The organism is Arthrobacter sp. MYb221, assembly GCF_002979835.1.
Taxonomy (GTDB): domain Bacteria; phylum Actinomycetota; class Actinomycetes; order Actinomycetales; family Micrococcaceae; genus Glutamicibacter.
In genome coordinates this window covers 172,464-197,169 of the sequence record NZ_PCPW01000004.1, presented here as the reverse complement: position 1 = coordinate 197,169, position 24,706 = coordinate 172,464, and the positions used below count along the sequence as shown (strand labels likewise).

21 protein-coding genes are annotated in these 24,706 nt (G+C 61.3%); 10 read left to right on the top strand and 11 right to left on the bottom strand.

What is annotated here, in order from left to right:
- Positions 1–7: 7 nt before the first annotated feature.
- From moaA to CQ015_RS18915, 6 genes are all read left to right on the top strand, one after another.
- On the top strand, positions 8–1,051 hold the full coding sequence (gene moaA / locus CQ015_RS07120) for a GTP 3',8-cyclase MoaA (RefSeq protein ID WP_255248454.1): 1,044 nt from the start codon (positions 8–10) through the stop codon (positions 1,049–1,051).
- Between the two features lie 239 nt (positions 1,052–1,290).
- Positions 1,291–2,658: an MFS transporter gene (locus CQ015_RS07115; protein WP_105649697.1), complete on the top strand. Its 1,368-nt coding sequence runs from the start codon at positions 1,291–1,293 to the stop codon at positions 2,656–2,658.
- Complete coding sequence (locus CQ015_RS07110) at positions 2,659–4,809, top strand: molybdopterin oxidoreductase family protein (protein WP_105649696.1); 2,151 nt, start codon at positions 2,659–2,661, stop codon at positions 4,807–4,809.
- A complete protein-coding gene (locus tag CQ015_RS07105; RefSeq protein WP_258137993.1) occupies positions 4,806–6,314 on the top strand; it encodes an FAD-dependent oxidoreductase in 1,509 nt (502 codons plus the stop codon). The genes CQ015_RS07110 and CQ015_RS07105 overlap by 4 nt, the downstream gene beginning before the upstream one ends.
- A gap of 678 nt (positions 6,315–6,992) precedes the next feature.
- A complete protein-coding gene (locus CQ015_RS07100) occupies positions 6,993–8,009 on the top strand; it encodes a DUF2599 domain-containing protein (protein ID WP_105649694.1) in 1,017 nt (338 codons plus the stop codon).
- A 402-nt stretch (positions 8,010–8,411) separates the two neighbouring features.
- Positions 8,412–8,729 carry a hypothetical protein gene (locus tag CQ015_RS18915; RefSeq protein WP_146115279.1) on the top strand — a complete coding sequence of 106 codons (318 nt, stop codon included), beginning with the start codon at positions 8,412–8,414 and terminating at the stop codon, positions 8,727–8,729.
- A 796-nt stretch (positions 8,730–9,525) separates the two neighbouring features.
- Here the strand turns inward: CQ015_RS18915 and nirD are convergent.
- A complete protein-coding gene (gene nirD, locus CQ015_RS07090; protein ID WP_105649693.1) occupies positions 9,526–9,903 on the bottom strand; it encodes a nitrite reductase small subunit NirD in 378 nt (125 codons plus the stop codon).
- Positions 9,904–10,263: 360 nt separating this feature from the next.
- Between nirD and nirB the strand changes: the two genes are divergently transcribed.
- A complete protein-coding gene (nirB, locus tag CQ015_RS07085; protein WP_105649692.1) occupies positions 10,264–12,873 on the top strand; it encodes a nitrite reductase large subunit NirB in 2,610 nt (869 codons plus the stop codon).
- Between the two features lie 4 nt (positions 12,874–12,877).
- Here nirB and CQ015_RS07080 read toward each other — a convergent pair whose 3' ends face one another.
- Together CQ015_RS07080 and CQ015_RS07075 are read right to left on the bottom strand one after the other, a co-directional pair.
- Positions 12,878–13,867: an aldo/keto reductase gene (locus tag CQ015_RS07080; protein ID WP_105649767.1), complete on the bottom strand. Its 990-nt coding sequence runs from the start codon at positions 13,865–13,867 to the stop codon at positions 12,878–12,880.
- 125 nt (positions 13,868–13,992) lie between these two features.
- Complete coding sequence (locus tag CQ015_RS07075) at positions 13,993–14,715, bottom strand: VOC family protein (RefSeq protein ID WP_308727241.1); 723 nt, start codon at positions 14,713–14,715, stop codon at positions 13,993–13,995.
- A gap of 268 nt (positions 14,716–14,983) precedes the next feature.
- Here CQ015_RS07075 and CQ015_RS07070 point away from each other — a divergent pair, with 268 nt between their 5' ends.
- Positions 14,984–16,531 (top strand): long-chain fatty acid--CoA ligase, encoded by a 1,548-nt coding sequence (locus CQ015_RS07070; protein ID WP_105649691.1) that lies wholly within the window; start codon positions 14,984–14,986, stop codon positions 16,529–16,531.
- A gap of 35 nt (positions 16,532–16,566) precedes the next feature.
- Here the strand turns inward: CQ015_RS07070 and CQ015_RS07065 are convergent, their stop codons facing one another.
- Positions 16,567–17,379 (bottom strand): enoyl-CoA hydratase/isomerase family protein, encoded by an 813-nt coding sequence (locus CQ015_RS07065; RefSeq protein WP_105649690.1) that lies wholly within the window; start codon positions 17,377–17,379, stop codon positions 16,567–16,569.
- 67 nt (positions 17,380–17,446) lie between these two features.
- Here CQ015_RS07065 and CQ015_RS07060 point away from each other — a divergent pair, with 67 nt between their 5' ends.
- A complete protein-coding gene (locus CQ015_RS07060; RefSeq protein WP_096286305.1) occupies positions 17,447–17,947 on the top strand; it encodes a DUF456 domain-containing protein in 501 nt (166 codons plus the stop codon).
- On the opposite strand, the gene CQ015_RS07055 is transcribed toward CQ015_RS07060, so the two are convergent.
- From CQ015_RS07055 to CQ015_RS07040, 4 genes are read right to left on the bottom strand one after another with little or no spacing between them, the layout of a single operon-like run.
- On the bottom strand, positions 17,944–18,549 hold the full coding sequence (locus tag CQ015_RS07055) for a response regulator transcription factor (RefSeq protein WP_105569566.1): 606 nt from the start codon (positions 18,547–18,549) through the stop codon (positions 17,944–17,946). The two genes, CQ015_RS07060 and CQ015_RS07055, sit on opposite strands and share 4 nt — an antisense overlap.
- On the bottom strand, positions 18,546–19,670 hold the full coding sequence (locus CQ015_RS07050; protein ID WP_181148380.1) for a sensor histidine kinase: 1,125 nt from the start codon (positions 19,668–19,670) through the stop codon (positions 18,546–18,548). Before CQ015_RS07050 ends, CQ015_RS07055 begins: the two co-directional genes overlap by 4 nt.
- Positions 19,667–20,422: an ABC transporter permease gene (locus CQ015_RS07045; RefSeq protein ID WP_105552756.1), complete on the bottom strand. Its 756-nt coding sequence runs from the start codon at positions 20,420–20,422 to the stop codon at positions 19,667–19,669. The genes CQ015_RS07050 and CQ015_RS07045 overlap by 4 nt, the downstream gene beginning before the upstream one ends.
- Entirely contained in the window at positions 20,419–21,336 is a 918-nt protein-coding gene (locus CQ015_RS07040) for an ABC transporter ATP-binding protein (protein WP_105552755.1), read from the bottom strand. Before CQ015_RS07040 ends, CQ015_RS07045 begins: the two co-directional genes overlap by 4 nt.
- A 372-nt stretch (positions 21,337–21,708) precedes the next feature.
- On the opposite strand from CQ015_RS07040, the gene CQ015_RS07035 reads away from it, so the two are divergent.
- Positions 21,709–22,404 (top strand): DedA family protein, encoded by a 696-nt coding sequence (locus CQ015_RS07035; protein WP_181148410.1) that lies wholly within the window; start codon positions 21,709–21,711, stop codon positions 22,402–22,404.
- On the opposite strand, the gene CQ015_RS07030 is transcribed toward CQ015_RS07035, so the two are convergent.
- From CQ015_RS07030 to CQ015_RS07020, 3 genes are all read right to left on the bottom strand, one after another.
- The gene (locus CQ015_RS07030) at positions 22,401–22,766 is read right to left on the bottom strand and encodes a DUF2695 domain-containing protein (RefSeq protein WP_181148362.1); all 366 of its coding nucleotides are present in this window, start codon (positions 22,764–22,766) and stop codon (positions 22,401–22,403) included. The genes CQ015_RS07035 and CQ015_RS07030 overlap by 4 nt on opposite strands.
- A 103-nt stretch (positions 22,767–22,869) precedes the next feature.
- Entirely contained in the window at positions 22,870–24,057 is a 1,188-nt protein-coding gene (locus tag CQ015_RS07025; RefSeq protein ID WP_105649689.1) for a pyridoxal phosphate-dependent aminotransferase, read from the bottom strand.
- A complete protein-coding gene (locus tag CQ015_RS07020) occupies positions 24,054–24,542 on the bottom strand; it encodes a carboxymuconolactone decarboxylase family protein (protein WP_096286289.1) in 489 nt (162 codons plus the stop codon). Before CQ015_RS07020 ends, CQ015_RS07025 begins: the two co-directional genes overlap by 4 nt.
- Positions 24,543–24,706: the final 164 nt, after the last annotated feature.

Genomic DNA, 24,706 nt, shown 5'->3' with positions numbered 1-24,706 from the left:
GTGCACCGTGGCTCTGAACGTAGATCCCATCAAAGTGGCAGACGCTCGCGGCCGAGCATTGCGAGACCTGCGGATCTCGGTGACCGACCGGTGCAATTTCCGTTGCGTCTACTGCATGCCCAAGGAAGTCTTCGGCAAGGATTTCCAGTTCCGCGAGCGCTCGGAACTGCTGAGCTTCGAAGAAATTGAACGGCTTGCGGGGATCGCGGTATCCCTAGGGGTCAGCAAACTCCGCCTCACCGGAGGTGAACCGCTGCTGCGGCGCGGCATCGAGGACCTGATTTCCCGGCTGGCGGCGCTGCGCACGCCGGAAGGGAATCCGGTGGATCTCGCGATGACCACCAACGGGTCGGCCTTGGCCATCAAGGCGGCCGCGCTCAAAGAGGCCGGACTGAACCGCGTGACGGTATCCCTCGATTCACTGGACAATGAGCGCTTTCAAGCTATCAACGACGTCAAGTTCCCGGTCGACAAGGTTCTTGCCGCCATCGACGCGGCTGCGCTAGCTGGCCTCGGCCCGGTGAAGATCAATACCGTGCTCAAGCGCGGAGTCAACGACGACGAAATCCTGGACCTCGCCGAGCACTTCCGCGGCAGCGGACATGTGCTGCGCTTCATTGAATACATGGATGTCGGAGCCTCCAACCAGTGGCAGCTGGAAGAGGTTGTGCCCTCCGCCGAGGTGATCGAGCGGATCTCCGCCCGGCACCGGCTCGAACCCGCCGCTCCGACGCAAATGGGAGAGACCGCCAAACGCTGGAAGTACGCCGACGGGTCGGGGGAAATCGGCGTGATTTCTTCGGTCACCGGCGCCTTTTGCGGCGACTGCACCCGGGCCAGGGTCTCGGCCGAAGGCCGGCTGTACACCTGCCTCTTCGCCTCCGAAGGCACGGACCTGCGCGCCTTGCTGCGCTCCGAGGCCACCGACCGGGATATCGCCTTGGCGCTCGGCGGGCTGTGGAGCAAACGCGATGACAACTATTCGGAGCTGCGCGCCGCCTTGGAGCCAGGGGACCGCAAGCGCATCGAGATGTCGTATATCGGCGGGTAACTCCGTCGGTGCACCGCCTGAGACTCTCAGAAATATGAGCTGCCACTAGGCACAACACCGCTGATTTCGAACAAGTTACGTGGACCTATCGCCGCTGAGGCAAGCGCCGTGAATTTAAGTTCCCTTCGGTGCAACACCGACCGTACCTGAGTGAAATGCCCCTCTGGAAAGCTGAAAGCACCAGCTAGCAGCGAGAGGGAACGATTCGCGTGAGTATCAATTTAGAGTCAGAGCCCCAGATGGGTCGCGGTGTCGCTACAGCCGACGCGTCGCTTCAGTTGTCCAAGGGACGCTGGATCAACAACTGGGACGCCGAAGACCCTGCATTCTGGAATAGCGTGGGCCAGAAAACCGCGGCAATCAACCTGCGCTGGTCGATCTTCGCCGAATTCCTCGGCTTCGTGGTGTGGCAGTTATTCGCCATCGTCGCGGTATACCTGCCGGCGGCCGGTTTCGAATACAGCACCTCCCAGCTCTTCTGGCTGATCTCCATGCCAAGCCTCGTCGGTGCCACCCTGCGCATTCCCTATACGTTCATGGTGGCCCGTTTCGGCGGACGCAACTGGACCGTCGTCTCGGCCTTGCTGCTGCTGATCCCGGCCGGCGGCCTGGCTCTTGCCGTCGCAAATACCGACACCCCGTTCTGGGTCATGCTTTCGCTGGCAGGCCTTGCGGGGTTCGGCGGCGGCAACTTCGCTTCCTCGATGGCCAACATCACCTACTTCTACCCTGCGGCGCAAAAGGGCTGGGCCTTGGGCCTGAACGCCGCCGGCGGCAACCTCGGGGCGGCGGTGGCCCAGCTGCTGGTGCCGGTCGCCATCACCGTATTCGCTGCAGGCTCCCTGCAGCTGCCGATGGCCGGCATCGTCTGGATCCCGTTCATCCTGCTCGCCGCCTTCGGCGCCCTGCGCAATATGCATAACCTGTCCAATGCGCGCTCGGATCTGCGCGGAGCCCTGGCCTGCCTGCGCGAACCGCATCTGTGGATCATCTCGTCCCTGTATATCGGCACCTTTGGTTCGTTCATTGGCTTCTCCGCGGTATTCCCGAAGCTGATCGCCGATACGTTCACCGAATATTCCGGCTTCGCGCTGGGCACCGCCACGATTACTCTGGCTTTCCTCGGCCCGCTGGTCGGTTCCCTGGCCCGCCCCTACGGCGGCAAGCTCGCCGACCGCTTCGGCGGCGCGCGCATCACGCTGGCTTCATTGTCGCTGATGGCGCTGATCACCGTGGGGCTGGTGCTCACCTTGTCGGCTTCGAACTTCTGGGTGTTCCTGGGACTCTTCCTGATACTGTTCACCGCCAGCGGCGTGGGCAATGGCTCGACCTACCGAATGATCCCGGCCGTCTTCGCCTTGCGGGCGGATATCGGCAAGGACAGCGTCGGAGCGGCCCGCAAATCAGCGGCGGCCCTGGGCCTGATCTCGGCCATTGGCGCCTACGGCGGGTTCCTGGTCCCGCAGGCCCTGGGGCTTTCGGTCTCCCGCGCCGGATCCTACCTCCCGGCATTCTGCGTCTTCGTCGGGCTGTACCTGCTGCTGATGGCAGTGACCTGGTTCTGCTACGTACGCCGCGGCAGCATCTTTGCACAGCAAGGAATCTAAATGACCTCCCTCATCGATACGCACTGCCCCTACTGCGCCTTGCAATGCGGCATCACCCTGGAACCTGCCGCCACCGCCCAGGCAGCCGAACCGGTGGCGCTCAAGGGACGGAACTTCGAAACCAACGGCGGGGCGCTGTGCCGCAAGGGCTACAGCGCCGCACGGTTGCTCGGCCACCCCGAACGGGTGACCGAGCCGCTGCTGCGCCAGTCAGATGGCTCCTTTGCGCCCATCCGGTGGGAAGCGGCACTGGATTTGATTGCCGAACGCGCCAGCAGCATCCGCGCCGAGCATGGCGCGGATGCGGTGGCGGTATTCGGTGCCGGCGGGTTGACCAATGAGAAGGGCTACCAGCTGGGCAAGTTCGCCCGGCTGGCGCTGGGTACCTCGCGCATCGACTACAACGGCAGGTTCTGCATGTCCTCGGCGGCCATGGCCGGCAACCGCAGCTTCGGCCTGGACCGGGGATTGCCGTTCCCCCTGGCCGACCTCGACGGGGCCGGGATGATCCTGTTGCTCGGCTCCAATGTTGCGGACACCATGCCGCCGTTCGTCCGCCATCTGGAGGGCGCCCGGAGCAGCGGTGGGCTGATCGTGGTGGATCCGCGACGCTCGGCGACCGCCGAGCTCTCCGCCGACGGGGCCGGATGGCATCTGCAGCCCACCCCCGCCACCGATCTGCAGCTGTTGCTGGGCCTGTCCCATGTGCTGCTCGCCGAATCGCTGGCGGACGAACGGTACCTCGAAGACCGGACCAACGGGTTGGCGCAGCTGCGCGGCTCACTGGCCGCGTGGTGGCCCGAACGCGTCGAGAAGGCTACCGGCGTTCCGGCCACCGAGATCCGCCGCACCGCTCGCGCGCTGGCCGACGCGGCACGCAGCGCAAAAAACGAGGGCCGCCCGGTCTACATCCTCACCGGTCGTGGGGTGGAACAACACGCCAACGGCACCGACACCACCACCGCAGCCATCAATCTGGCGTTGCTGCTGGGCCTGCCCGGCAGCACTGCCGGAGGCTTCGGCACCATCACCGGCCAGGGCAACGGACAAGGCGGGCGCGAACACGGGCAAAAGTGCGATCAACTGCCCGGCTACCGCAAGATCACCGACCCGGCGCACCGCAAGCATGTGGCAAAGGTCTGGGGCGTTGACCCGGAGCTCATTCCCGGTCCGGGCATTCCCGCCGCCGAGCTGCTGCACACCTTGGGCACCGCTCAGGGCTCGCGCATGCTTCTGGTCCATGGCTCCAACCCGGCCGTCTCCTCCCCGGACGCCTCGCGCGTTATCGACGGATTGCGCCGGCTGGACTTCCTGGTGGTTAGCGACTTCTTCCTCTCCGAAACGGCGGCCGAGGCCCATCTGGTGCTCCCGGTGCTGCAGTGGGCCGAGGAGGAAGGAACCATGACCAACTTGGAAGGGCGGGTACTGCGCCGCCGTGCCGCTCTGGACGCACCGGGCCAGGCACGCAACGAACTGTGGATCATGGCCGAACTCGCAAAGCGGCTGGACTCCCCCGGACACTTCTCGGCCGACGCCCGCGAGGTCTTCGAGGAGCTTCGCCGCGCCTCTGCCGGCGGCGCAGCGGACTACTCCGGCGTGGACTGGGACGACCTCGATGCGGGAGCGGCCATCTATTGGCCGTGCCCCGCCGAAGCAACAATTTCCCGAGAGCCGGGGGTCCGTTCGGGTACGCCGAGGCTCTTCCTGGAACGTTTTGCCCATCCCGATGGCAAGGCGAAGCTCGTCGCGGTCTATCCAGCGGCCACTGCGCCACAGGACTCCCGGCCCGGCGCAATATCGCTGGTCACCGGCCGGCTGCTGGAACACTACCAGTCCGGTGCGCAAACCCGCCGTGTGGCCGAACTGCAGGCGGCGGCGCCCGAGGCCAGACTTGAAATCCATCCGGCCACCGCGCTGAACCACGGCATCACCGACGGCCAGCGGGTGCGGGTGGGAAGCGGGCAAGGCAACATGGTCGCACGCGCCACGCTGACCACCACGATTCGCCTGGACACCGTATTCCTTCCCTTCCATTTTCCCGGCAAGAATAACGCGAACGTCCTGACTCCCGCGGTCGTCGATCCGCTCAGCGCCATGCCCGAGTTCAAGCATGTCCCCGTCTCGCTATGCCCCTTAGGAGAAGAGTCTTGATTTTGCAGAACAAGGAACGCATTGTCATTATCGGGTTTGGCCCGGTGGCAGCCTCCCTCGTTGAGGGACTGCTGCCCGCAGTGACCGCCGGAACCATAGAGCTGATCGTGGTGTCATCCGAAAAGCACCTGGCCTACAACCGCGTGCTGCTCGCGGAGCTGGCCGTCGGCGCCACCCGCGCCGAGCACCTGGGCATGGTCGATGAAACCCGCTTGCGCAACGCCGGGGTTGTCCTGCAATTGGGCCGCACCGTGAAGCGCGTCGACCGCTCCCGCCGCCAGGTTCTGCTCGAAGACGCCGATCCGCTGAGCTACGACCGGCTGGTCTTCGCCACCGGCGCCCGGCCAACGATCCCCGCGCTGAACGGGTTGAACTTCGACCCGCATTCCGAGGCCCAGCTCCCCCACGGTGTGCTCGCACTGCGCACCCTGGAAGACGCGATGAACCTCAACAAGGTTCTGCAGGGCAACGGCCGGGTGCTGGTGCTCGGCGGCGGAGTCCTGGGCATCGAAGCGGCGCTGGCCATGGCCGAAGCCGGGCATCGGCCGGTGCTGATCCACCACGGGCCGGCCCCCTTGGGACGGGTGGTGGATGCCGACGGCGGCACATTGCTGATCCGCAGCCTGCGCACCGCCGGTGTCGAGGTGATTTCCGAGGCTCGCGCCACCGGAATCCAGAAGGATGAAACCGGATTCACCGGACTGGTCACGCAAACCCACGGCGTCATCGAAGGAGCGGCCCTGGTGCTGTCCACCGGAGTGCGTGCGCGCACCGAGCTGGCCTCCAGCTGCGGGCTAGCGGTCAACCGAGGAATCAAAACCAACGAATATCTCGCCGCGGACATCGAACATCGCATCTTCGCCATCGGCGACTGCGCCGAGGTCGCCGGCCAAGCGCCGGTGGGCCTGCTCGCCCCTGGCTGGGCCCAAGCAGGCTGGTTGGCCCAATATATGCTCAGCACCCCGGCTCCGGGACCAGCCGATCCAAGCCTGCACGATCCGATCAGCCTCGCACCTCCGTCCCTGGAATCCTCGGATGTCCTGATGCTCAAGGGCCAAGGCCTTGAGCTGACCGCGGGCGGAGACATCGCCGCCGGGCTTTGGGACGAGTCCGGCAGCCAGGTCACCATCTTCGCCGATCCGGCAGAGGGCAAATATCTGAAAATGGTATCGCAAGAGGGAGTGCTCACCGGCTTTCTCGCCATGGGCCTGCCGCGAACCAGCGCGGAATTGGTGCTCAGCTACGAACGAGGCAGCATGCTGCCCGCGGACCGTTCGACGTTGCTGCGGCTTGATGATCCCGGAATACTGGAACCTGCGGGGGCACCGGGACCGGATGACCAGCTCTGCCGTTGCTCCGGAGCCACCCACGGCCAGGTGGCCCATGCGGTGGAGGCAGGGTGCACCACGGTGGCCGAAGTGGGCGAGTCCTGCCGGGCAGGCACCGGTTGCGGCGGCTGCCGCGCGATGATCGAAGCGATGCTCAAGACGCCAGTTCCGGCGTGAAGACCGCCTGATCCGAAACCGGAGACCGGCTAAGCGGTTGAAAGCTCCCTTGCCTTCGCCGACGAGCTTGGGTGGGCCTCGCGAAATCCGTCAATCGGATTTGATCTCGCATAACTACAGCGTGGAAACTTCTCGAAGTTTCCGAGCAATCTTCTGCCAGTTATTCAATTGCCCCTGCCCAACGGCTTTTCCGGACTCATTGCCCAAGTGGAAATGTCCGTACTGTCAATGGACTGTGCAAGGTAGCAAATGACTTGCCGCTTAGATTCGGTGGACATTTCTGCACCTATGTACTCGGCATGCTCTACATCTGCGATCTCAGTGAAGTATGCCTGTGCGAACCAACCAGCGGCCTCTGCGCCCGGCTAGCCAAGGTCATTAACTTCTTCCGACGCGGCCATGCCCAATTTAGGACAGAACAGTCAGGCGTGTGCCTAATAAGTTTTGCTGCATGCCTAAAGAACAAGCGACTCATGCCAATAGTGAGGTCAGTGATCGTTTTTATTCCTCGGAACGCTGCCGGCTCTCCAATACTACATAAGATGTAAATTCCAACTACCTATGACGTAATTATGTTCTCAAATCTGTTGCGCTAGGACGATTCTTTGATTATCAAAATTTTTGTTTGATAAATTGGGCGCCGTTAATTTCAGCTTCTCACCCTAGATAAGGAAAATTATGGGAAAACGACTGGTTACTGCAGGAATTGCGGGTGCAGTAGTTTCTGCACTTCTTTTCCCCTCTGTCGCGTACGCTGCAGAAAACCCTTCCGAGCAAGTTGCAAAAGCGGTTAAAGCAGCCACCCCTGACGAGCTGCCTGCGCCGGAAACAGATGCACAAGTACTACGTGATGAAATCACCCTGAGTTCTGACACCTCAGGTGACTCTTTGTCGATTCCTCTCATGCGAGATGAGCTCATCGAGATACAGACGGACAGTGCCGAAGGTGCAGAATCTTCGATCGGCATCTCTCTACCTCAGCAAGCCGGTGTGTCGAAGCGCGGAAAGACGCTCAACTCAGGAACGGCTGTATTCGGCGGAGACGGGGTTGATGTCGTAGTGGAGCCAATTGAAGCGAGTTCAGTGCGAATCAACACAGTGCTGAGCGCTAAGGAAAGCCCACACGAGTTCACTTATAAGCTGGATCTACCTATACAGGCGAAGCTCGAGCTGCAAGAAGACGGTGCGATCGCCGTGATCGATGAGGGCGTATTCATCGGCGGTGTAGCTGCTCCCTGGGCCCGGGATGCTTCTGGTCGCGAAATCTCCACACGTTACATAATTGATGGGCATTCGTTCACACAAATCGTCGACCGGAATGAATCAGTAGTCTACCCGGTTGTAGCTGATCCATGGGTCGGCAAGGCTTTGATCGCAAAGACTTCCTGGACGGCCTATAACAAGAAGTACAAGGGCTACACTTTGGAGGTTTACCCGACGCAGTGGGGCAGAGCCAACGTTTGGCTTTTGTTCGGACCTGCCTTGTACGGATCAATTCGTAAGGCGTTCTATTATGAGATGAACTCGAAAATCCCTGGTACTCGTGAAGAAACTACGTCGATGCGAGATCAGCTGTACTGCCACATTGACGCGGTTCGTCTTAGGGACCCGCTCAAAAAGAGTTGGAATCTGGATACTTGGCGTCCGAAAGTGAGCTACGCACGGATGCTTCGGGCTCTGTGCAACCCTTTATAGAAAGTAAGTAACATGCGTAAAAGTCAGCGAAATGTGTGGGGCCTAATTATTGGTTCCTTGCTTTTGATCATCGGGGTCGTTCTATTCACTTGGTATAACATGGCAGTTCTCACCCCAGCCGAGATCCAACGGCTAGAGGCTGGCGGCAGTGGAGAAAACACTGCTTTTGAGAGCTTCGCGCTTTGGGGATCGCCAGTGCTCGCTCTCGCTGGTGCGGCCATCATAGCCATGGCGTGGATGGTTAAGCGAAAGAACAGAGCCGCGAGTTCTAACCCGCAGTGATGAAAGAAGGCCAGTACCGAATCGGTACTGGCCTTTCTGATCGGAGAGCTACTTGACACCCTTGTACTGGGTGTTGTCGACGCCATGGCTGGTGGTTAGCTTGGATCGCTGATTCTTGATGTGGATATTAATCGCTTCTGGTCGCTGAGGATTTGGCTGCAAACGATCGGCGGCTCGGTCGTCGTAGTGATTATTTGGGGTTGCTCATGTTTCGCCGCCGAGCGCACTGACCGCACCCGAAGACCACAAGAACGAACACGTAATGTCACCAAGGAGCCCATCACGCCGGTGATTGATGCCAACAACCATCACATCTCAGATGGAAAGTTCGCACACAAACTTTCACGAGAAACCGGCCTCAACGTGGAAATGCTTGGATACACCCATCGTCATACGGAACGGGCCTTTACCGAACGTAGACAATTGACCAAGTTTTGAATAAATTCATTTCCTAGATGGGTCAGGCTAAACGTCAACGCGAGATTAGCACTCGACAAAGACTGATACCAACGAGAAATGAACTCAGCGTAAGGTTTCGAATCTTTCATGAAACCGCCGCCGCTGAATAGCAGCGGCCTAACACGCTCCGGTGTTAATCCTTGAGCTGCGCGAACGGCCGCAGCGATGTCACCGCGGTCAACCAGTTTGGCAAGATCTTCACTCATTCGCTCCACCTGCATTCGATGCGGTCACGAGGTGGTGAGGCTTTCCCTTCGCGGTGGTTTCACCATGAAGGTCCGCTTCCTTAGCTTTGCTTATACCGCCAAGCTTAGTCCGCCTTGCTGCGACTCGATAAGTACGCGCATCGAAGGCAAAGACCCTCTGAAAGTTTCCACCATCTTGGACAGCGACTTGCACAGGCGGCAGCGAACCGACCGTGGCGCATCGAGGCTACAGCGCAGATTGCCGGATCGAACGTCCACAGAACCAAAGGATCGAGTTCCGAACCGACGTGATCCGAGCTGGCCACTAGCGCGGATTTCCCGGGCCGCAGGAGTGCTCTGCGCCTTCGGATTGATTCGCTGAATGCTCCAAGCTCAGGGGCACTGCTACTAGATGGAGCTTTAAAAGCCGTTGCCGAGGTCAGTTTCCTGACCTCGGCAACGGCTTGCCGGCGGCTATGCCGCCTTCTCCACTATCGGCGTGGCAGTGGCTATCCCCGATTCCGGAACAGTCTCGAGCCAGCCCTGCCAAGCTGCGTGTTCAATACTGGCTGAAGCTTCGGTATTGGTGCTCATCGCTGTGCTCCCGTCCATAGCTGGCCTTCGTGTTCGACCAGGTGAAACACCGGAAGCGGCGTCTCCTCGGCGTTGAGGCATTCCCCGGTATCCAATCGATAGATTTCCTTGTGCAGCGGGCAGGCGACCGTTGGCACGCGCTGGCCGTCAATGATGGTGTCGCCGAGGATTCCGCGAGCCATCACCTTCGCCCCGCTGTTCGGGCAGTGATGCGAGGCCGCAAAGAAGTCCCCGGATTCGGTGCGGAACAACGCGATTTGCCGGCCATCGAGCAGGGCGCTTTCTCCCCACCCTGGTTCCAGGTCCTCCGGCCGGCAGACCGACGCCAGGTTGGTTGGAATGTCTAATACATACTCTTCGACTACAGCGCTCATCACTGCGCTCCTTTCAACTGGTTGCCTTCGATAGTTCGAGCTTAGAACTCGAATGTTTCGCGCCGTGCGTTCTGCTGTTCCGCCTCGGTAAAGCGTGTTTCACCGCGTAGTGCAAGCAACGTGAACCCCCGATTACTCCCGGAATATCAAGGTTTTCTGCGCGCCTTTTCGAGAAAACGCCGCGCGGAGCGCCAGCTTTGATTCCAACATATTTCGCGCTTCTCACCGGCAACTTTTTGGGTGGTGGAGAAAATTGTGGCCCCCGAAACATAAGGGTAATTGGGGCGCAAAACTGACTTCCTAAGCTGGGATCAGTCAATAACGAGCACTGATCTTTTCGAGCGAAAGTCGAGTTTCATCATGGGCACAGCAAATGGATCCCGCCGCATCGTGGTGGTTGGCGGTGGCCCCGCCGCGCACCGCTTTACGCAAGCCATCTCAAACCGCGAGCCAAGCGACGTGCACGTCACCGTGCTCACCGAAGAAACACACCTTCCCTACGACCGAGTGGCCCTCTCCCAGGCATTGACCAACCCCGGAGTCGATCTGACCCTCGGTGAGGCCGAGCTCTGGGAACGCGCTCACGTCACCCTCGAAACCGGTGCGGCGGTCACCGAGCTGGACGGCATCAACCAAACCGTGCGCACCACCGACGGGCGCAGCTTCGAATACGACGAGCTGGTCCTGGCCACCGGATCGAATGCCGCGACCCTCCCCATTCCCGGAGCCGAGCACACCCACGTCTACCGCACCTTGGAGGATGTCTGGGCCATTGCGGAGCAGGTCCGCGAGCTGACCGAGTCCCTGGGCCGCGCCCCGGTGGTGGCCACCATCGGTGGCGGCCTGCTCGGCCTGGAAGCCGCCGCCGGCGCGCAGGCGCTGGGGGCCGAAGCCGTGGTGATCGACGGCGGCAAATGGCTGATGGGCACCCAGCTCGACGAAGGCGCCGGCCAGGCCATGGGACGGCTCATCGCCGACACCGGATTCACCGTGCACGGCGGAGTGTTCCCCAGCCAGATTCTCACCAGCGCAGAAACCGGGCTGGTCTCCGGGGTGCTGATGGCCGACGAGCGCACCATCGACGCGGATATGGTCATCGTGTCCATCGGGGTGCGGCCCCGCGATGAAATTGCGCGCAACTACAACGCGGCGCTCGATGCTTTTGAAAGCAGCCAGCCGCGCTTCGGCATCGGCCCGCGCGGCGGCATCGAGATCGACGCCGGCTGCGCCACCGCGATCCCGAACGTCTACGCCATCGGCGAGGTCGCCAACTTCGAAGGGCTGTGCATCGGCCTGGTGGCACCGGCCAACGCCATGGCCGAGGTCGTGGCCGAAAGGCTGCAGGGCGGAACCGCCGAGTTCGCCGGCTTCGATACCGCCACCAAGCTCAAGCTCTCCGGGGTGGACGTGGCTAGCTTCGGCGACGGATTCGCCCGCACCGAGGGCGCGCTGGAGGTCGTCTATGCGGATGCTCCGCGCGGGCTCTACCAGAAGATCGTGGTCTCCGCCGATGCCAAGGTGCTGCTCGGCGGCATCTTCGTCGGCGACGCGACCCCCTACCAGTCGCTGCGCCCGCTGCTGGGCCGCGAGCTGCCCGGCGAACCGGGTGCCTACCTCAGCGCGCTGGGCGGCGAGGCGCCGCAGGGCGAGCTACCCGATGACGCGGTGCTCTGCTCCTGCAACAATGTCAGCGCCGGGTCGATCCGCGACGCCGTGGGCGGCTGCGGAAGCTGCGAAGGCAGCGAGCCGGTCACCAAGCTTTCCGAGCTCAAGGGCTGCACCCGCGCCGGCACCCAGTGCGGTTCCTGCGTGCCGATGCTCAAGAAGCTGATGGAAGCCGAGATGCTCAAGAACGGCGCCGAGGTCTCCGCGGCGATGTGCGAGCACTTCGAATTCTCCCGCGCCCAGCTCTTCGAGGCCGTGCGCCTGGCCGGGCTGACCAGCTACCCGCAGATCATGGAGCGCTTCGGGAAAGGTGCGGGCTGCGACATCTGCAAGCCGGTCATCGCCTCGGTGCTCGCCTCCCAGACCTCGGGCCACCCGATGGAAGCGGGACTGGCCGGCGCGCAGGACACCAACGACCGGGTGATGGCCAATATGCAGAAGGACGGCACCTATTCGGTGGTCCCGCGCATCCCGGGCGGGGAAATCACCCCGGAAAAGCTCGGCGTCATCGCCGCCGTGGCGGCGAAGTACAACCTGTACACCAAGCTCACCGGCGGGCTGCGCATCGACATGTTCGGCGCCCGGCTGGAGCAGCTGCCGGAGATCTGGAAGGAGCTGGTGGACGCCGGATTTGAGTCCGGCCAGGCCTACGGCAAGTCGCTGCGCAATGTGAAAACCTGCGTCGGCTCCTCCTGGTGCCGCTACGGCATGCTGGACTCTGTAGCCATGGGCATCGAGATGGAGCTGCGCTACCGCGGGCTGCGCGCCCCGCACAAGTTCAAGATGGGCGTCTCGGGCTGTGCGCGCGAATGCGCCGAGGCCAGGGCCAAGGACGTCGGAGTGATCGCCACCGCCGAGGGCTGGAACCTGTATGTGGGCGGCAACGGCGGAGCGAACCCCGCCCACGCCCAGCTGCTAGCCGGTGGACTCGACGATGCCACGCTGCTGCGCTACATCGACCGCTATCTGATGTACTACATCCGCACCGCGGACCGGCTGCAGCGCACCGCGCATTGGATGCAGGATCTGGACGGCGGCATCGAGCATGTCAAGGCCGTGGTGGTCGAGGACTCGCTGGGCCTGGGCGCGGAGCTTGAAGCCGCGATGGAAACGCATGTGGGCAACTACCAGGACGAATGGGCGGCCACGCTCGCGGATCCGGAGAAGCTGCGCCGCTTCCGCTCCTTCGTCAATGCCCCGGACCAGAAGGACGAGGAGCTCAGCTATATTCCCGAACGCGGGCAGCACCGCCCGGCCGAGCCGGTGCGCCTCGGTGCCACGATCGGCATCGGGGCACCGAGCTAGGCGGCTACCAGCGTGGGTGGATCTGCGCGCGCAGCTTCGTGTCGTACAGTTCGCGCACCGCGGCGTTGAAGCCCTCAGAGAGCTGCAGCGACCCGGCGGCGGCATTCGCCCGGGCCTGGTCCGCATTGCGGGCCCCGGGGATGATGGAGCTGATGCCTTCTTGGGCGGCCAGCCAAGCCAGGGCTACCTGGGCGCTGGTCGCCTGCGGCGCCTCGGCGGCGGCCAGCTGCGCGAACTGCTCGGCGGCTTGCAGCCCGGTGGTGTAGTCAACCCCGGAGAAGGTCTCGCCCACGTCGAAGGCCGAGCCGTCGCGGTTGAAGCTGCGGTGGTCATCTGCGGCGAACTTCGTCTGCGGCGTGTAGCGGTTGGTCAGCAGCCCGCTGGCCAGCGGGACGCGGGCAATGATGCCGACTCCTGCTTTGCGGGCCGCGGGCAGCACCTGCTCCAGCGGTTTGTGCCTGAAGGCATTAACGATGATCTGCACGGTGGCGATATTCGGACGGGCGATAGCGCTCAACGCTTCATCAACTGTCTCCACCGAGACCCCGTAGGAGCGCATCCGCCCCTCGTCCACCATGGTGTCCAGCGCATCGTAGACCGCATCGGTGGAGTACACCGGCGTAGGCGGGCAATGCAGCTGCACCAGGTCGAGGGTGTCCACCCCCAGGTTGGCGCGGGAACGATCGTTCCACGCGCGGAAGGCCTCCAGGTTATGGGCTTCGGGCACCTGCTCCACGCGGCGGCCCATCTTCGTGGCCACCGTGACCTCGGCCTGCGGGTTGGCCCGCAGCCAGCGGCCGATGAGCTGCTCGCTGCGTCCGTCCCCGTAGACATCTGCGGTGTCGAAGAAGCTGACGCCCTCGGCGTAGGCGGCGTCGAGCACCGACTGAGCTTCGGCTTCGTCCACCGCTCCCCAGTCGGCGCCCAGCTGCCAGGTGCCCAGGCCAATGACGGAAACGGTGCGGTTGGTGCGTCCAAGAAGTCGTTGTTGCATGTACCCGAGCTTACGTGGAACGACTCGCCAAATCGCACCATTTCCACACGCCATGAAGCGATTCGTTGGATGGATACGCAATCAGCAAGAAAATTTTCACCGCATCCGGAGCAATCGGTCCGCCCTTAGCCGTTGGCCTGGATGACATAGAACTCGGCACCGGTGGGATCCGCGATGACCGCGAGCCTGCCGAAGTCCGAATCCATGGCCGGGCTGACTTCCGCGCCGCCGGCGGCAATGGCCTCGGCCACCGTTTGATCGGTGTCCTCCACCGCAAAATACACCTTCCAACCGGCGAGCTTCGGGTCCTCGAAATGCGCGATGTCCATCACGCCGGCCTTTGCATCTCTTCCGGCGCCGAGCGTCTGATAGCGGAACTCGTCGCTGTCGCTCATCACCTCCAGATCCCAATCCAGCGCTTCTCGATAGAACTTTGTTGAGGTTTCGAATTTGGTGGTGTGCAGCTCATGCCACACCGGGGTGCCTTGCTCCCCCATCTTCTGATAGCCGGGATGGCCGCCGGCCTGCCAGAGTCCCACTCCGAGGCCCGAGGGGTCGCCAATCATCGCCATTTTCCCCTGTTCGGGCACTTCCATAGGCGGCATGTAGACAAGCCCCTGATGCGCTTGGACTTGGTCTACCGCCGCGTCGATGTCCGCAACACGCAGGTAAGTGCTCCATACGTCGGGGAAGCCATTGTCCGGATCGTTTTTCATAATCCCCGCGACAGGGAGCCCGTCGATGGCGGCCGTGGTGTAACCACCATAGGTTTCCTCATCCCCCACGACATAGCTCCACCCAAAGAGTTGCGAATAGAAGGTCTTGGCAGCCTCGATGTCCTTAGTCAATAAATCGATCCAACACGGAGATCCCGGTGGAAATTCTGGCGTCGACATGGTGCTCCCTTAGATTGCGAGTTGTCAGTGATGACACGCTGAGTCTAAAACGACCGTGCAGTCTATTCAATGGCTACGGCCAGCAAGGGTCAAGACCTCTCTAAGAAAGTGGCAAACGTAAAATGAAACTTAGTGCCCTAATTTGACACGAAGTTCCATTAGGCTTGTAGAGTGATCCACCTCACTAAGTTTTAGCTGTTGATCCTAGGAGCCCTGCGTGATGCGTTCGAACTCAAACCTGACCATGTCGGTGGCGGCCATCTTGGCCGAAAGCGCCGCGCGCTATGGGGATCAGAACGCGATCACCATGAGCGGCCAAAGCACCACTTACAGCCAGCTTTGGGATGAGACCCGCGCCTATGCTGGAGCCTTGCGCGATCTCGGAATCCAACAGGAAGACCGCGTGGCGGTGCTCATTCCCAATGTCACCGACTTCGCCCGGGTGTACTACGCGATCCTTTCCTTGGGAGCTATTGCAGTGCCCATCCACGCGTTGCTGAAGAAGCAGGAGATCGCCTACGTACTCGAAGATTCCGCGGCCAAGCTGCTGATTTGTACCGCTCCCCTGCTAGGCGAAGGCGCAGCCGGAGCCGAACTGGCCGGCGCCAAAGTCCTCAGCGTCTTGGCACCGCCGGAGTTGGAAACCGACCGCTTGGAAGACCGCGCGGCGAGCGCGGATCCCGTCAGGACCTATGAGCCACAGCATCCGGAGAATATCGCCACGATCCTCTACACCTCCGGTACCACCGGCACGCCCAAGGGCGCCCTCGGCACCCATCTAGCGTTAATCGAACAGACCAGCACATTGTTGTTGGAAACCATCGATATGCGCCCAGGCGATAAGCTCTTCGGCGGCTTGCCGCTGTTCCATACCTTCGGCCAAACGGCCGTGCTCAACACCGGATTCCGCGCCGGTGCCGAACTCGTATTGCTTCCGAAATTCACCGCGAAAGATGCCCTGGACCTAGTCTTGGACCAGGAAATCGACTTGTTCTTTGGCGTCCCCACCATGTACGTCGCACTGTTGGAAGCCGGCAAGCAACGCAGCGATAAAGCAACCAAGCTACGCTATGCGGTCTCCGGCGGTGCGTCGCTGCCGGTAGCGGTCCTGAACGCCTTCGAGGCGCGTTTCGGAGCTCGAATCCATGAGGCGTACGGACTGACCGAAACCTCACCGGCCGCCACCTTCAACCATTTGGGGCGCGAGCCTCGCCCCGGAACTATCGGCACCCCCATCTGGGGAGTCGAAGTGGAAATCACCGACCCTGCCTATCCGAACGAAATCCGTTTGCTTCCCCGCGGAGAGCTGGGAGAGCTGGTGATCCGCGGACACAACCTGTTCTCCGGATATCTCAACCGCCCGGATGCGACCGCCGAGGCCGTCGTGGATGGGTGGTTCCGCACCGGAGACCTAGGCACGAAAGATGCAGAAGACTATCTGCGCATCATGGACCGCACCAAGGATATGGTGTTGCGCAACGGGTACAACGTATACCCACGCGAGGTGGAGGAAGTGCTGGTCAGCCATCCGGAGATCTCCAACGCGGCCGTGTACGGCATTCCACATGCAAAGCACGGACAGGAAGTCGCGGCCTCGATCACGCTGGAACCCGGGTCGACCCTGAACCCGGAAAGTATCGGCCAATGGGTCAGCGAACAGATCGCTGCCTACAAGTACCCAAGGCACATTGAGATCGTGAAAGAATTCCCGCTCGGCCCCAGCGGGAAGATTCTCAAACGCGAGCTGGTAGCCAAGCACAGCGGCTAGCTACGGGCGCACGCTTCCAGCAGCGAGCTGCGCCGCTAGTTGGTCCCCTCGAAGCGCCAGTTGAATTCTGGGCGGCGTTTGGCGGCAAAAGCCGCTCGGCCTTCCTTGAGATCCTCGCTGTGCGCGTTGTCCCTCCACAGCTCCTCCCAGTAGGCATCAAGCAATGGATCCGGTTTTCCTTCACCGGTCAGTGAGATGGCTTCCTTGGTGTGCTGAATCGAAAAGTTCGAATTGGCTGACATTTGGAAGATCAGGGTCGCCGCCTCGCCTTCCAGTTTTTCTTCTGGGACAACCCGGGTAAACAAGCCCCAATCGGAAGCTTCCTGCATGCTGATTCCGGCGCCGCTGAACAGCAGGTATTTTGCGCGGCTCCGGCCTACCGTTTGCACCAGGCGTTCGATGCCAGGCCGGGGAAACACCAACCCCACCTTGGCCGGGGTAATAGCCAGACGGGTATTGTCCGCCGCCAGCTGGACGTCGCAAGCGGCCGCCAGCTGCCATGCCCCTCCGAAGCAATTGCCGCGCACCACCGCGATGGTCGGTTTGGGGCAGTTGGTAATCGCATGGTCCACCAGATCAAAGTGGTTAACCAGTCCGTCTCCGCTGGGCTTGTCAAAGAGCACCAGATTCATTTGATCGATGGCGATGCCGGCACTGAAGTTCGTTCCGGCCCCGGTCACCACGATGGCAGCGACCTCGGGATTTGCAGAGAGCCCGGCAAACGCGCCGACGAGTTGCAGACACATGTCTTTGGTCAGCGCGTTGTGCTGCTTCGAATTATCCAGGCTCACCGTGGCTACGTTGTTGCTGATCTCGACACCGATGCGGCCCTGCTGTTGCTGACTCATCAAACACCTCAAAAATCCTGCACGCGCCCAAAAGTTATTCTCAAGCTCACCGTGCCACACTAAGGGTGTGGATGCACAGATTATTTACACCATTATTGCCGGATTACTGCTGATCGTTTCTGCCTTGGGAACCATCATTCCGGTACTTCCCGGCTCCTTGCTCACTATTTTGACGCTGCTCGGATGGGGCTGGCTACTGGGATCCGGCGCTTCCTGGTGGGCGGCGGGACTCGGCATGCTGATCGCCGCCTTAGGCTGGTCGGCATCCGCGGTACTGACCGGACGCAAGCTCAAACAGCATCAGATCCCCAAAGGATCGATCTTCTGGGGGTTGCTCGGTGCGATCGCCGGCGCCATCCTCATTCCGGTGGTGGGCCTGTTCCTCGGCTTCGCGGTGGGGCTGTTCCTCGGCGAGGCTGCTCGTCACCGCAAGTTCGGTGGCGCCTTAGCCTCTTCCTGGGCGACCTTGAAGGCCATGGGCATCGGAATCATTGTAGAGTTCGGCTGCGTCCTGCTGGCCACATCCATCTGGGTCATCGGCCTGATCACCCACTTCGCGACCCGCTAGATCCAACCGCGTTCCTGGGCAATGCGTGCGGCCTCGATCCGATTCGACCCGTCGGTCTTGCCGATCGCATTCGACAGGTGGTTGCGCACGGTACCGACCGACAGATGTATTTCCTGGGCAATCCTGGAGACCGGGCTCCCGGCCGCCGCGAGCCCCAGGACCTCGCGTTCCCGATCGGTCAGCGGGTTGCTCGCGGATTCAACCGACAGCATGGCAAGCTGCGGGTCGATGACCTTGCCTCCGGCCTGCACCCGGCGCACCGCGTCGGCTAATTCGGCGGGCGAGGCGTCCTTAACAAGGAAGCCATGGGCTCCGACCTCGAATGCCTGCCTGAAATATCCCGGACGGTCGAAGGTGGTCACGATCAGCACCTTGACCTGCGGATGCTTCGCGCGAACCAGGCCGGCGGCCGTGAGTCCATCCATGCGCGGCATCTGTACATCGAGCAGCACCACGTCCGGGGCGTACGCGGCCACCGCGTCCAGCACCTCGTCCCCGTCGGAGCATTCGGCAACCACTTCAAGGTCGTGTTCCATGTTCAGCAGCGCCACCAGCGCACCGCGGACCAGGTGCTGGTCATCGGCAATCAACACCTTGATCATGAATGTACTCCTGTGGTTCCGAAGTCGATTCGAATGCTGGTTCCGCCGAGCTTCGACTCCCCCACTGTACAGCTGGCTCCGAAAAGCCGGGCTCGTTCACGCATGCCGCGTAGCCCATGGCCTTCCTTGGCATTCTGCAGGCCATCTCCGTCATCATCGATACTGAGCATTTGCTCCGAGAGGCTAACCCAGACCCCGCTGGCGTGCGCATGGCGCAACACATTGGTCAGCGATTCCCGCACGATCCACGAAACGTGCGAACGCAGTTCGTGCGGGATGGCTTCCGCCCGGCCCACGACGTTAAATTCGATGCCGCTGTCGGCGCACACGCACGCCAAGGCCTGAAGTTCCCCTTCGAGATCGGCCCGGGCCATTCCATGCACGGTGGTGCGCACCGAATCGAGCGCCATGAGCGCCAGCTCGCTGAGCTGTTCAACCTCGCTTCGGGCTTTCTGCACTTCGCCTTCGTCCAGCAGCCGCAGGGCCAGCTGCGCCTTGAGGTTCAGCGCGGTCAACGAATGGCCTACCCCGTCATGCACGTCGCGAGCCATTCGTTCTTGCTCGCTAAGGACCAGGAATTCATCCTTGATCATGTCTGCCGCTACGGCCCTGCGGATCGTCCCGGAGGTGACGAAGTAAATGACCATGAGCATCACGTTCAACCCGGTGAGGAAGAGCTGTTGCAAGAACACTCCGTAAGCCAACGGAAGGCCGAAGCTCAGGATCAGTGCCACCGCGTAGGTCACGTACATGACCTTGCGCTTGAGCAGAAAAGCCGAATATGAGGTCAGAAAGGGCAGCAACCCCAACGCGCCATCGTGCAGGATCGGAATACTTGCAAACATGATCGCTGCCATGGTGCCGAAATAGGCATAGGCCTCGAAAGAGCTGCTGCCGCCGTGGCCCACCGTCCAGGAGAACCGTCCGTAGCCGCGAAGGTAAGCGGCCGCGTACACGAGAATCAGGCTCAGTCCAATGACCCGCAGTGCCACCGGGAAGTCCTCCTGGAGCAGGGTGAGCGTCGGGTAGATGAGGAAAATAATCCACACTCCCGAAACCCACCAGCCAAATCTGCTCCAGAATCGGTCTACATCGGCCTGTGCCTGACTACGTTCGGTCACTGTCGTGCCCGTGCCTTTCGCGTTGCGATCAGGGCGAAGATTGCGAAGAACGCTGCCCATAGCACCACATTAGTCACTGGGATCCACAATGCATCCGGAGCGAACCCGGTTTCTGCTGGAACATCTTGCAGTTGCAGGAAACGTACCAGCGCGACATACCCGTACATCGGGGTAAAGCGTGCGATATCCAGCATCATGCCGCTCAGCGGCATGAACACGTTGCCGAAGAAGGCGAAGAACACCATCAGCCCCGAGGCCAGGCCCAGCGCGGATTCGGATTTGAAGAGCATGCCAACGCCGATGCCGTAGCAAGCGAACATCAGCGAACCGACCATCGTGATGCCGAAGGCGGCGATCCACAGCCACCATTCGGTGGTGGTGGCGCCCGTTGCGGCACCCAGTGCGTAGACCAGGGCTGCGGAGATTGCCGCGATGGTGGTCGCCACGAACATCTTCGAGGAGACGAAGGTTGCCGGCGACATTCTTGTCAAGGCGATCTGCCGCCCCCAGCCCTGCATGGATTCGGTAGCAACGGTGCCGGCGATGGCAACCGTCGAGATCGCGGCCCCGTAGGCTGCCATGGACGCCATGATGTAGAACTTCACGTTTCCCAGTCCGAGGACCTCCTCGCCGTAGCTGGGGATATTGCCGAAGAGCAGGTACATTGCCGAAGGCATCAGCAGGGAGAAGAACAGGTTGTAGCCATCTCGAATGTGTCGGGTGAACTCGACACCGACATATGTGGGATTCATGATGCGTCCTCCGTCAACTGAACAAAAGCGTCTTCGAGGCTTGGCGCGGAGATCTCCAGATCATAGGCGCCATACCGAGTCAGAAGTTCACGTGCCAGCCCGTCCGAGTCCTGGCAGCGAAAGGTCACCCGCATCCCTGACCGCTCTTCGATCTCGGGCTTGGCTTCTTCGCTCATGAGCTGGTCGATGCTTCGCGCGTCCGGCATGGTCGCGACTACCTTGCGTCCGGAGATCATCTGCCGTAATTGCTCTGTTGCGCCGTCTGCGACCACCGTGCCGCGGCTGATCAGCACGGTGCGTTCGGCGAAGTTTTGTGCCTCTTCGAGGTAGTGGGTTGCGAAGATGATGGTTCGCCCGTCGATGGCTTCGTTGCGCATGGTGTTCCAAAATTCGCGGCGAGCCATCACATCCATCCCCGCAGTGGGCTCATCCAGGATCAACACATCTGGGTTGGGCAGGAGCGCGAGAGCGAATTTGATTCGTTGCTGTTCACCACCGGAGCATTTGCCGACGCGGCGCTTGGCGATCGGGGTTAGTCCGGTTCGTTCCATGACTTCGTCGATTCGTCCATGAACTTGGTGCATGGACGCGATGACCTTGATCGTTTCGTAGACGGTCATATCTCGAAGCAGTCCGCCGGTTTGCAAAACTGCGGAGACCCGGCCGCTGGACACCGCCTTGTGCGGGTCCAGGCCAAGTACCTGGGCAGTTCCTGCGGTTGGCGCGGTCAGCCCGAGGATCATGTCCACGGTGGTGGTCTTCCCTGCACCGTTCGGCCCCAGCAGGGCGACGATTTGTCCGGTGTGAATGGTTAGATCGATGCCTTTAACGGCTTCGACCTTGGTACGGGGTGTCGTGAAAGTCTTGTGAAGCCCCGTCAGCGTGACAGCGTCGGTTCGGTTCAGCGTTTTCATACTCACTATTTTTCTAAATTTCCGGTGCTGTGCACAGAGTAGAAAGTCACGTCCCGCCCATGACGGTTGTCATGGGTCATGCTCGCCCGCCTGACCTCGGACGAATGAGGTGGCGCCTCGGTAGACATTGCCCCGCCCGGTGCCAGCATAGGGACGAGCTGGCTGTGATCTTGCCGATAAGCTCTGGCGCTGTGCCGCCACACTCCACCTGTGCGCCAGCTAGCGCAAAGGTTCGGTAAGCACCTGTCAGGATGTAATTTCGGCGTTTCTCCACGCACTTTCGGTCTGTGATCTGCATTAACGTGCAGGGAAACTCCCAGTGATTTCCCGTAGTCTTTTACCGTGCTAGATCTTTCTCCTTTCCTCTCGCTTATGACCGAGTTCGGGACACCAACCATGGGAGCCGCGTTTCTCCCCGACTGGTTGAACCCCAACGTCTTCCTCCGCGACCCAGCCTTAGGCCCATGGGTCATGCTGCTGGTGTGCGGCATCGTCTTTGCCGAGACCGGATTGCTTGTCGGGTTCTTCCTGCCAGGGGATTCAATGCTCTTCACCGTGGGGCTGTTGATTGCTTCGGGAACTCTGGATATCTCGCTGTGGCTTTTTGCCCTCGCGATCTTCGTTTGCGCCTTCGCCGGAGACCAAACGGGCTACATCATAGGTAAGAAATCTGGCCCCGCGATCTTCAAAAAGCCCGATTCTCGTTTCTTTTCCCAGGCGAACGTGGAACGTGCGCACGAATTCTTCGAGAGATTCGGTGGACGCGCGGTCATCCTTGCACGCTTCGTCCCGGTGGTTCGTACCTTCGTGCCGGTGATTGCCGGCGTCGCCAAAATGAACCACAAGACCTTCGTTTTCTACAATCTTGTCGGCGCGCTGCTCTGGGGTGTCGGCGTAACCCTGCTGGGTTACTGGTTGGGCCAGATTAGCTGGATCGAAGAGAACGTAGACATCATCTTCATCTTGATCGTGCTGATTTCGGTCATCCCGATCTTCGTGGAACTTCTCAAGGCCCGTATGGCGTCCAAGAAGAAGGCAGCGAATCGGTCTGACGCAATCGACGACTAAGAGCTTTTAGCACCCCGGCTGCGGAATTGTCCGCCAGCCCATTGCACGCCGCGGCGTATCAACCACTGCTCGCAGGGTTGAATACAGCCGCGGCGTACCCCTTTGCAGACCAAATCGGCCCCGTGGTCCATGGCTCTGACCGCCTCGGTGGTAGCCGGCCGCAGTGCGTTCATGAGAACCTCGCAATCGCAGTATCCGCCCAGCAGCTTGATCTTGCGTTCCAGCGCGGTGGCTCGGGGTGCCGCATGGTCTCGGTAATATTTGAGCATGCGAAGCGAACCTTCGCAGGGGACGTCCTCGGCTACCCGATAGAGGTAGCAGGCAAGGCATTCGTGTTCAACGGGTAGCGGTAGATCGCGCATGGTGGACTCCAAGCTGGGCGGCGGACTTTGATTCATCCCAGCTTCGGGCCTGCTTGTTCAACGCGTTGCCCCGCAACGGCGAACTGTGCATAAACTCCCATTGCTAAATATTCCTTTTCAGGAATGCATCGATTCGATCCAGCGCTTCGGCGACACGATGGTAGCCCGCTGCGAAAGAAAGCCGAATAAAGAGATGCCCCGCAAATGGGTCAAAGTCCCCGCCGGGGGTGAGCGCCACATGGGTTTCTTCCAAGACCGCGGCACAGAACCCAGAGGCCGAACCAAACTTTTCGAGCACCGCCGGGCGCAGTTTTCCGTAGAGATAGAACGCGCCATCGGCAGGGGCCGCCTGGGAGATGCCAAGCTTTTCCATGCTGCGGAGCACCAACTCACGGGTGCGCGCAAATTCGGCTACCCGGCTCTCGGCTTCATCCAGACTCGCTGGTTCGAAGGCCGCCAGGACGGCGCGTTGCGCGGGCGCCGGCGCACAAAGGGCAAGGTTGGAAGCTAGGCCATCCACCACGGCGAGCATATCGTCGGGGACGATCATCCAGCCCAAACGCCAGCCGGTCATTCCCCAGTATTTGGAAAAAGACGAGACGACGATGCTGGTCTGGGAGTATTCCCAAGAGGTATGGCCCCTGCGTTCGGGAACAAACTCGATTCCGTGATAGATCTCGTCACTGATCAGCCGCACCCCATTGGCTTCGCACCAGCAGGCAAGGCGTTCAAGCTCCGCGGCGCTGAACATGGTGCCGGTGGGGTTATTCGGCGAAGCTATCACCAGCCCGTCGAGGCGTCCGTGTTGCGCCTTCGCCGCCTCGAGAAGTTCCACCGTCGGCTGGAAACGCTGCTCGGGTCCGGTGGGCAGGTCAACAACTTGCAGCCCAAGGGCTTGCAGAATATTTGCGTAGGCCGGGTACCCAGGCCGCGCCAATGCGACGATATCTCCCTGATCAAAGGCCGCCAAGAACGCGAGCTGGAATGCGCCCGAGGAACCTGCAGTCATGACGAAGTTCCTCGCGGGAATCTCTATCCCGTAGGTCAGGCGGTAGTGCTCGGCTAGCGCCTGCCTTGTTGCGGCTAAGCCAGTGGTGGAGGTGTACCCGAAATCCGCATGTTCGGCGTGGAGCTTCGAAGCCAATTCATTAACCGCGGCCGGTGCCCCGCCACCGGGTTCGCCGACGCAGAGCGAGATCACATCATGTCCGGCCGAACGCATGGTGGCCACCGAATCAACAATCTGCATTACTTCAAAGGGCGGCACCTGTCCGCGAGCAGATACCTTCACTGGGCGTTCTCCGCTCCAAGCGCCCGTTCCTTGACCGGGTGGCGGGACAGGATGGAAATTCTATTAAAAGCGTTCATCGAAATCGCGATCCACTGGATCGCGGCAACCTGTTCATCGGTGAGCAGCAGTCGCGCCGAAGCTACGGCTGCGATGCGTTCCTCCGGGCAGGGCAGATCCGTGGCAGCCTCGGCGATGGCAAGGGCCGCGCATTCGAGCTCGTCAAACTGTCCGCCGCATTCATCCCATGTGCTGAGCAAGACGATGCGCTGCATGCGCTCTCCGGCTTCCAGCGCCTTGCGCGTGTGCATGTCGAGGCAGTAGGCGCAGCCGTTGATCTGCGAGACCCGAAGGTTGATCAGTTCGGCTGTCCGGTCGCTGATGCCGGCGGCCCGGTAGGTCTTGGCAAGCTGGTTGGAGAACTTCCCCATGGAGTTCCACAACTCGGGATTGGTCTTGTCTAAAAAGAGCGGGTCTGAAACGGCCATATCTGAACCCTACCGGTTTGGCCGCGGTTGCTCTTGCTGAGTCGGCGCCTGTGTCTTGGCGGCTGCCGGTGTTCGCGGAGCCCGCCCCGACCGGCGAACCCAGAAATAGCGTCTCCGGACAGGCCGCGCGCCAGATTGCTGGCGCCCCTAAACGCGAAAAGGGC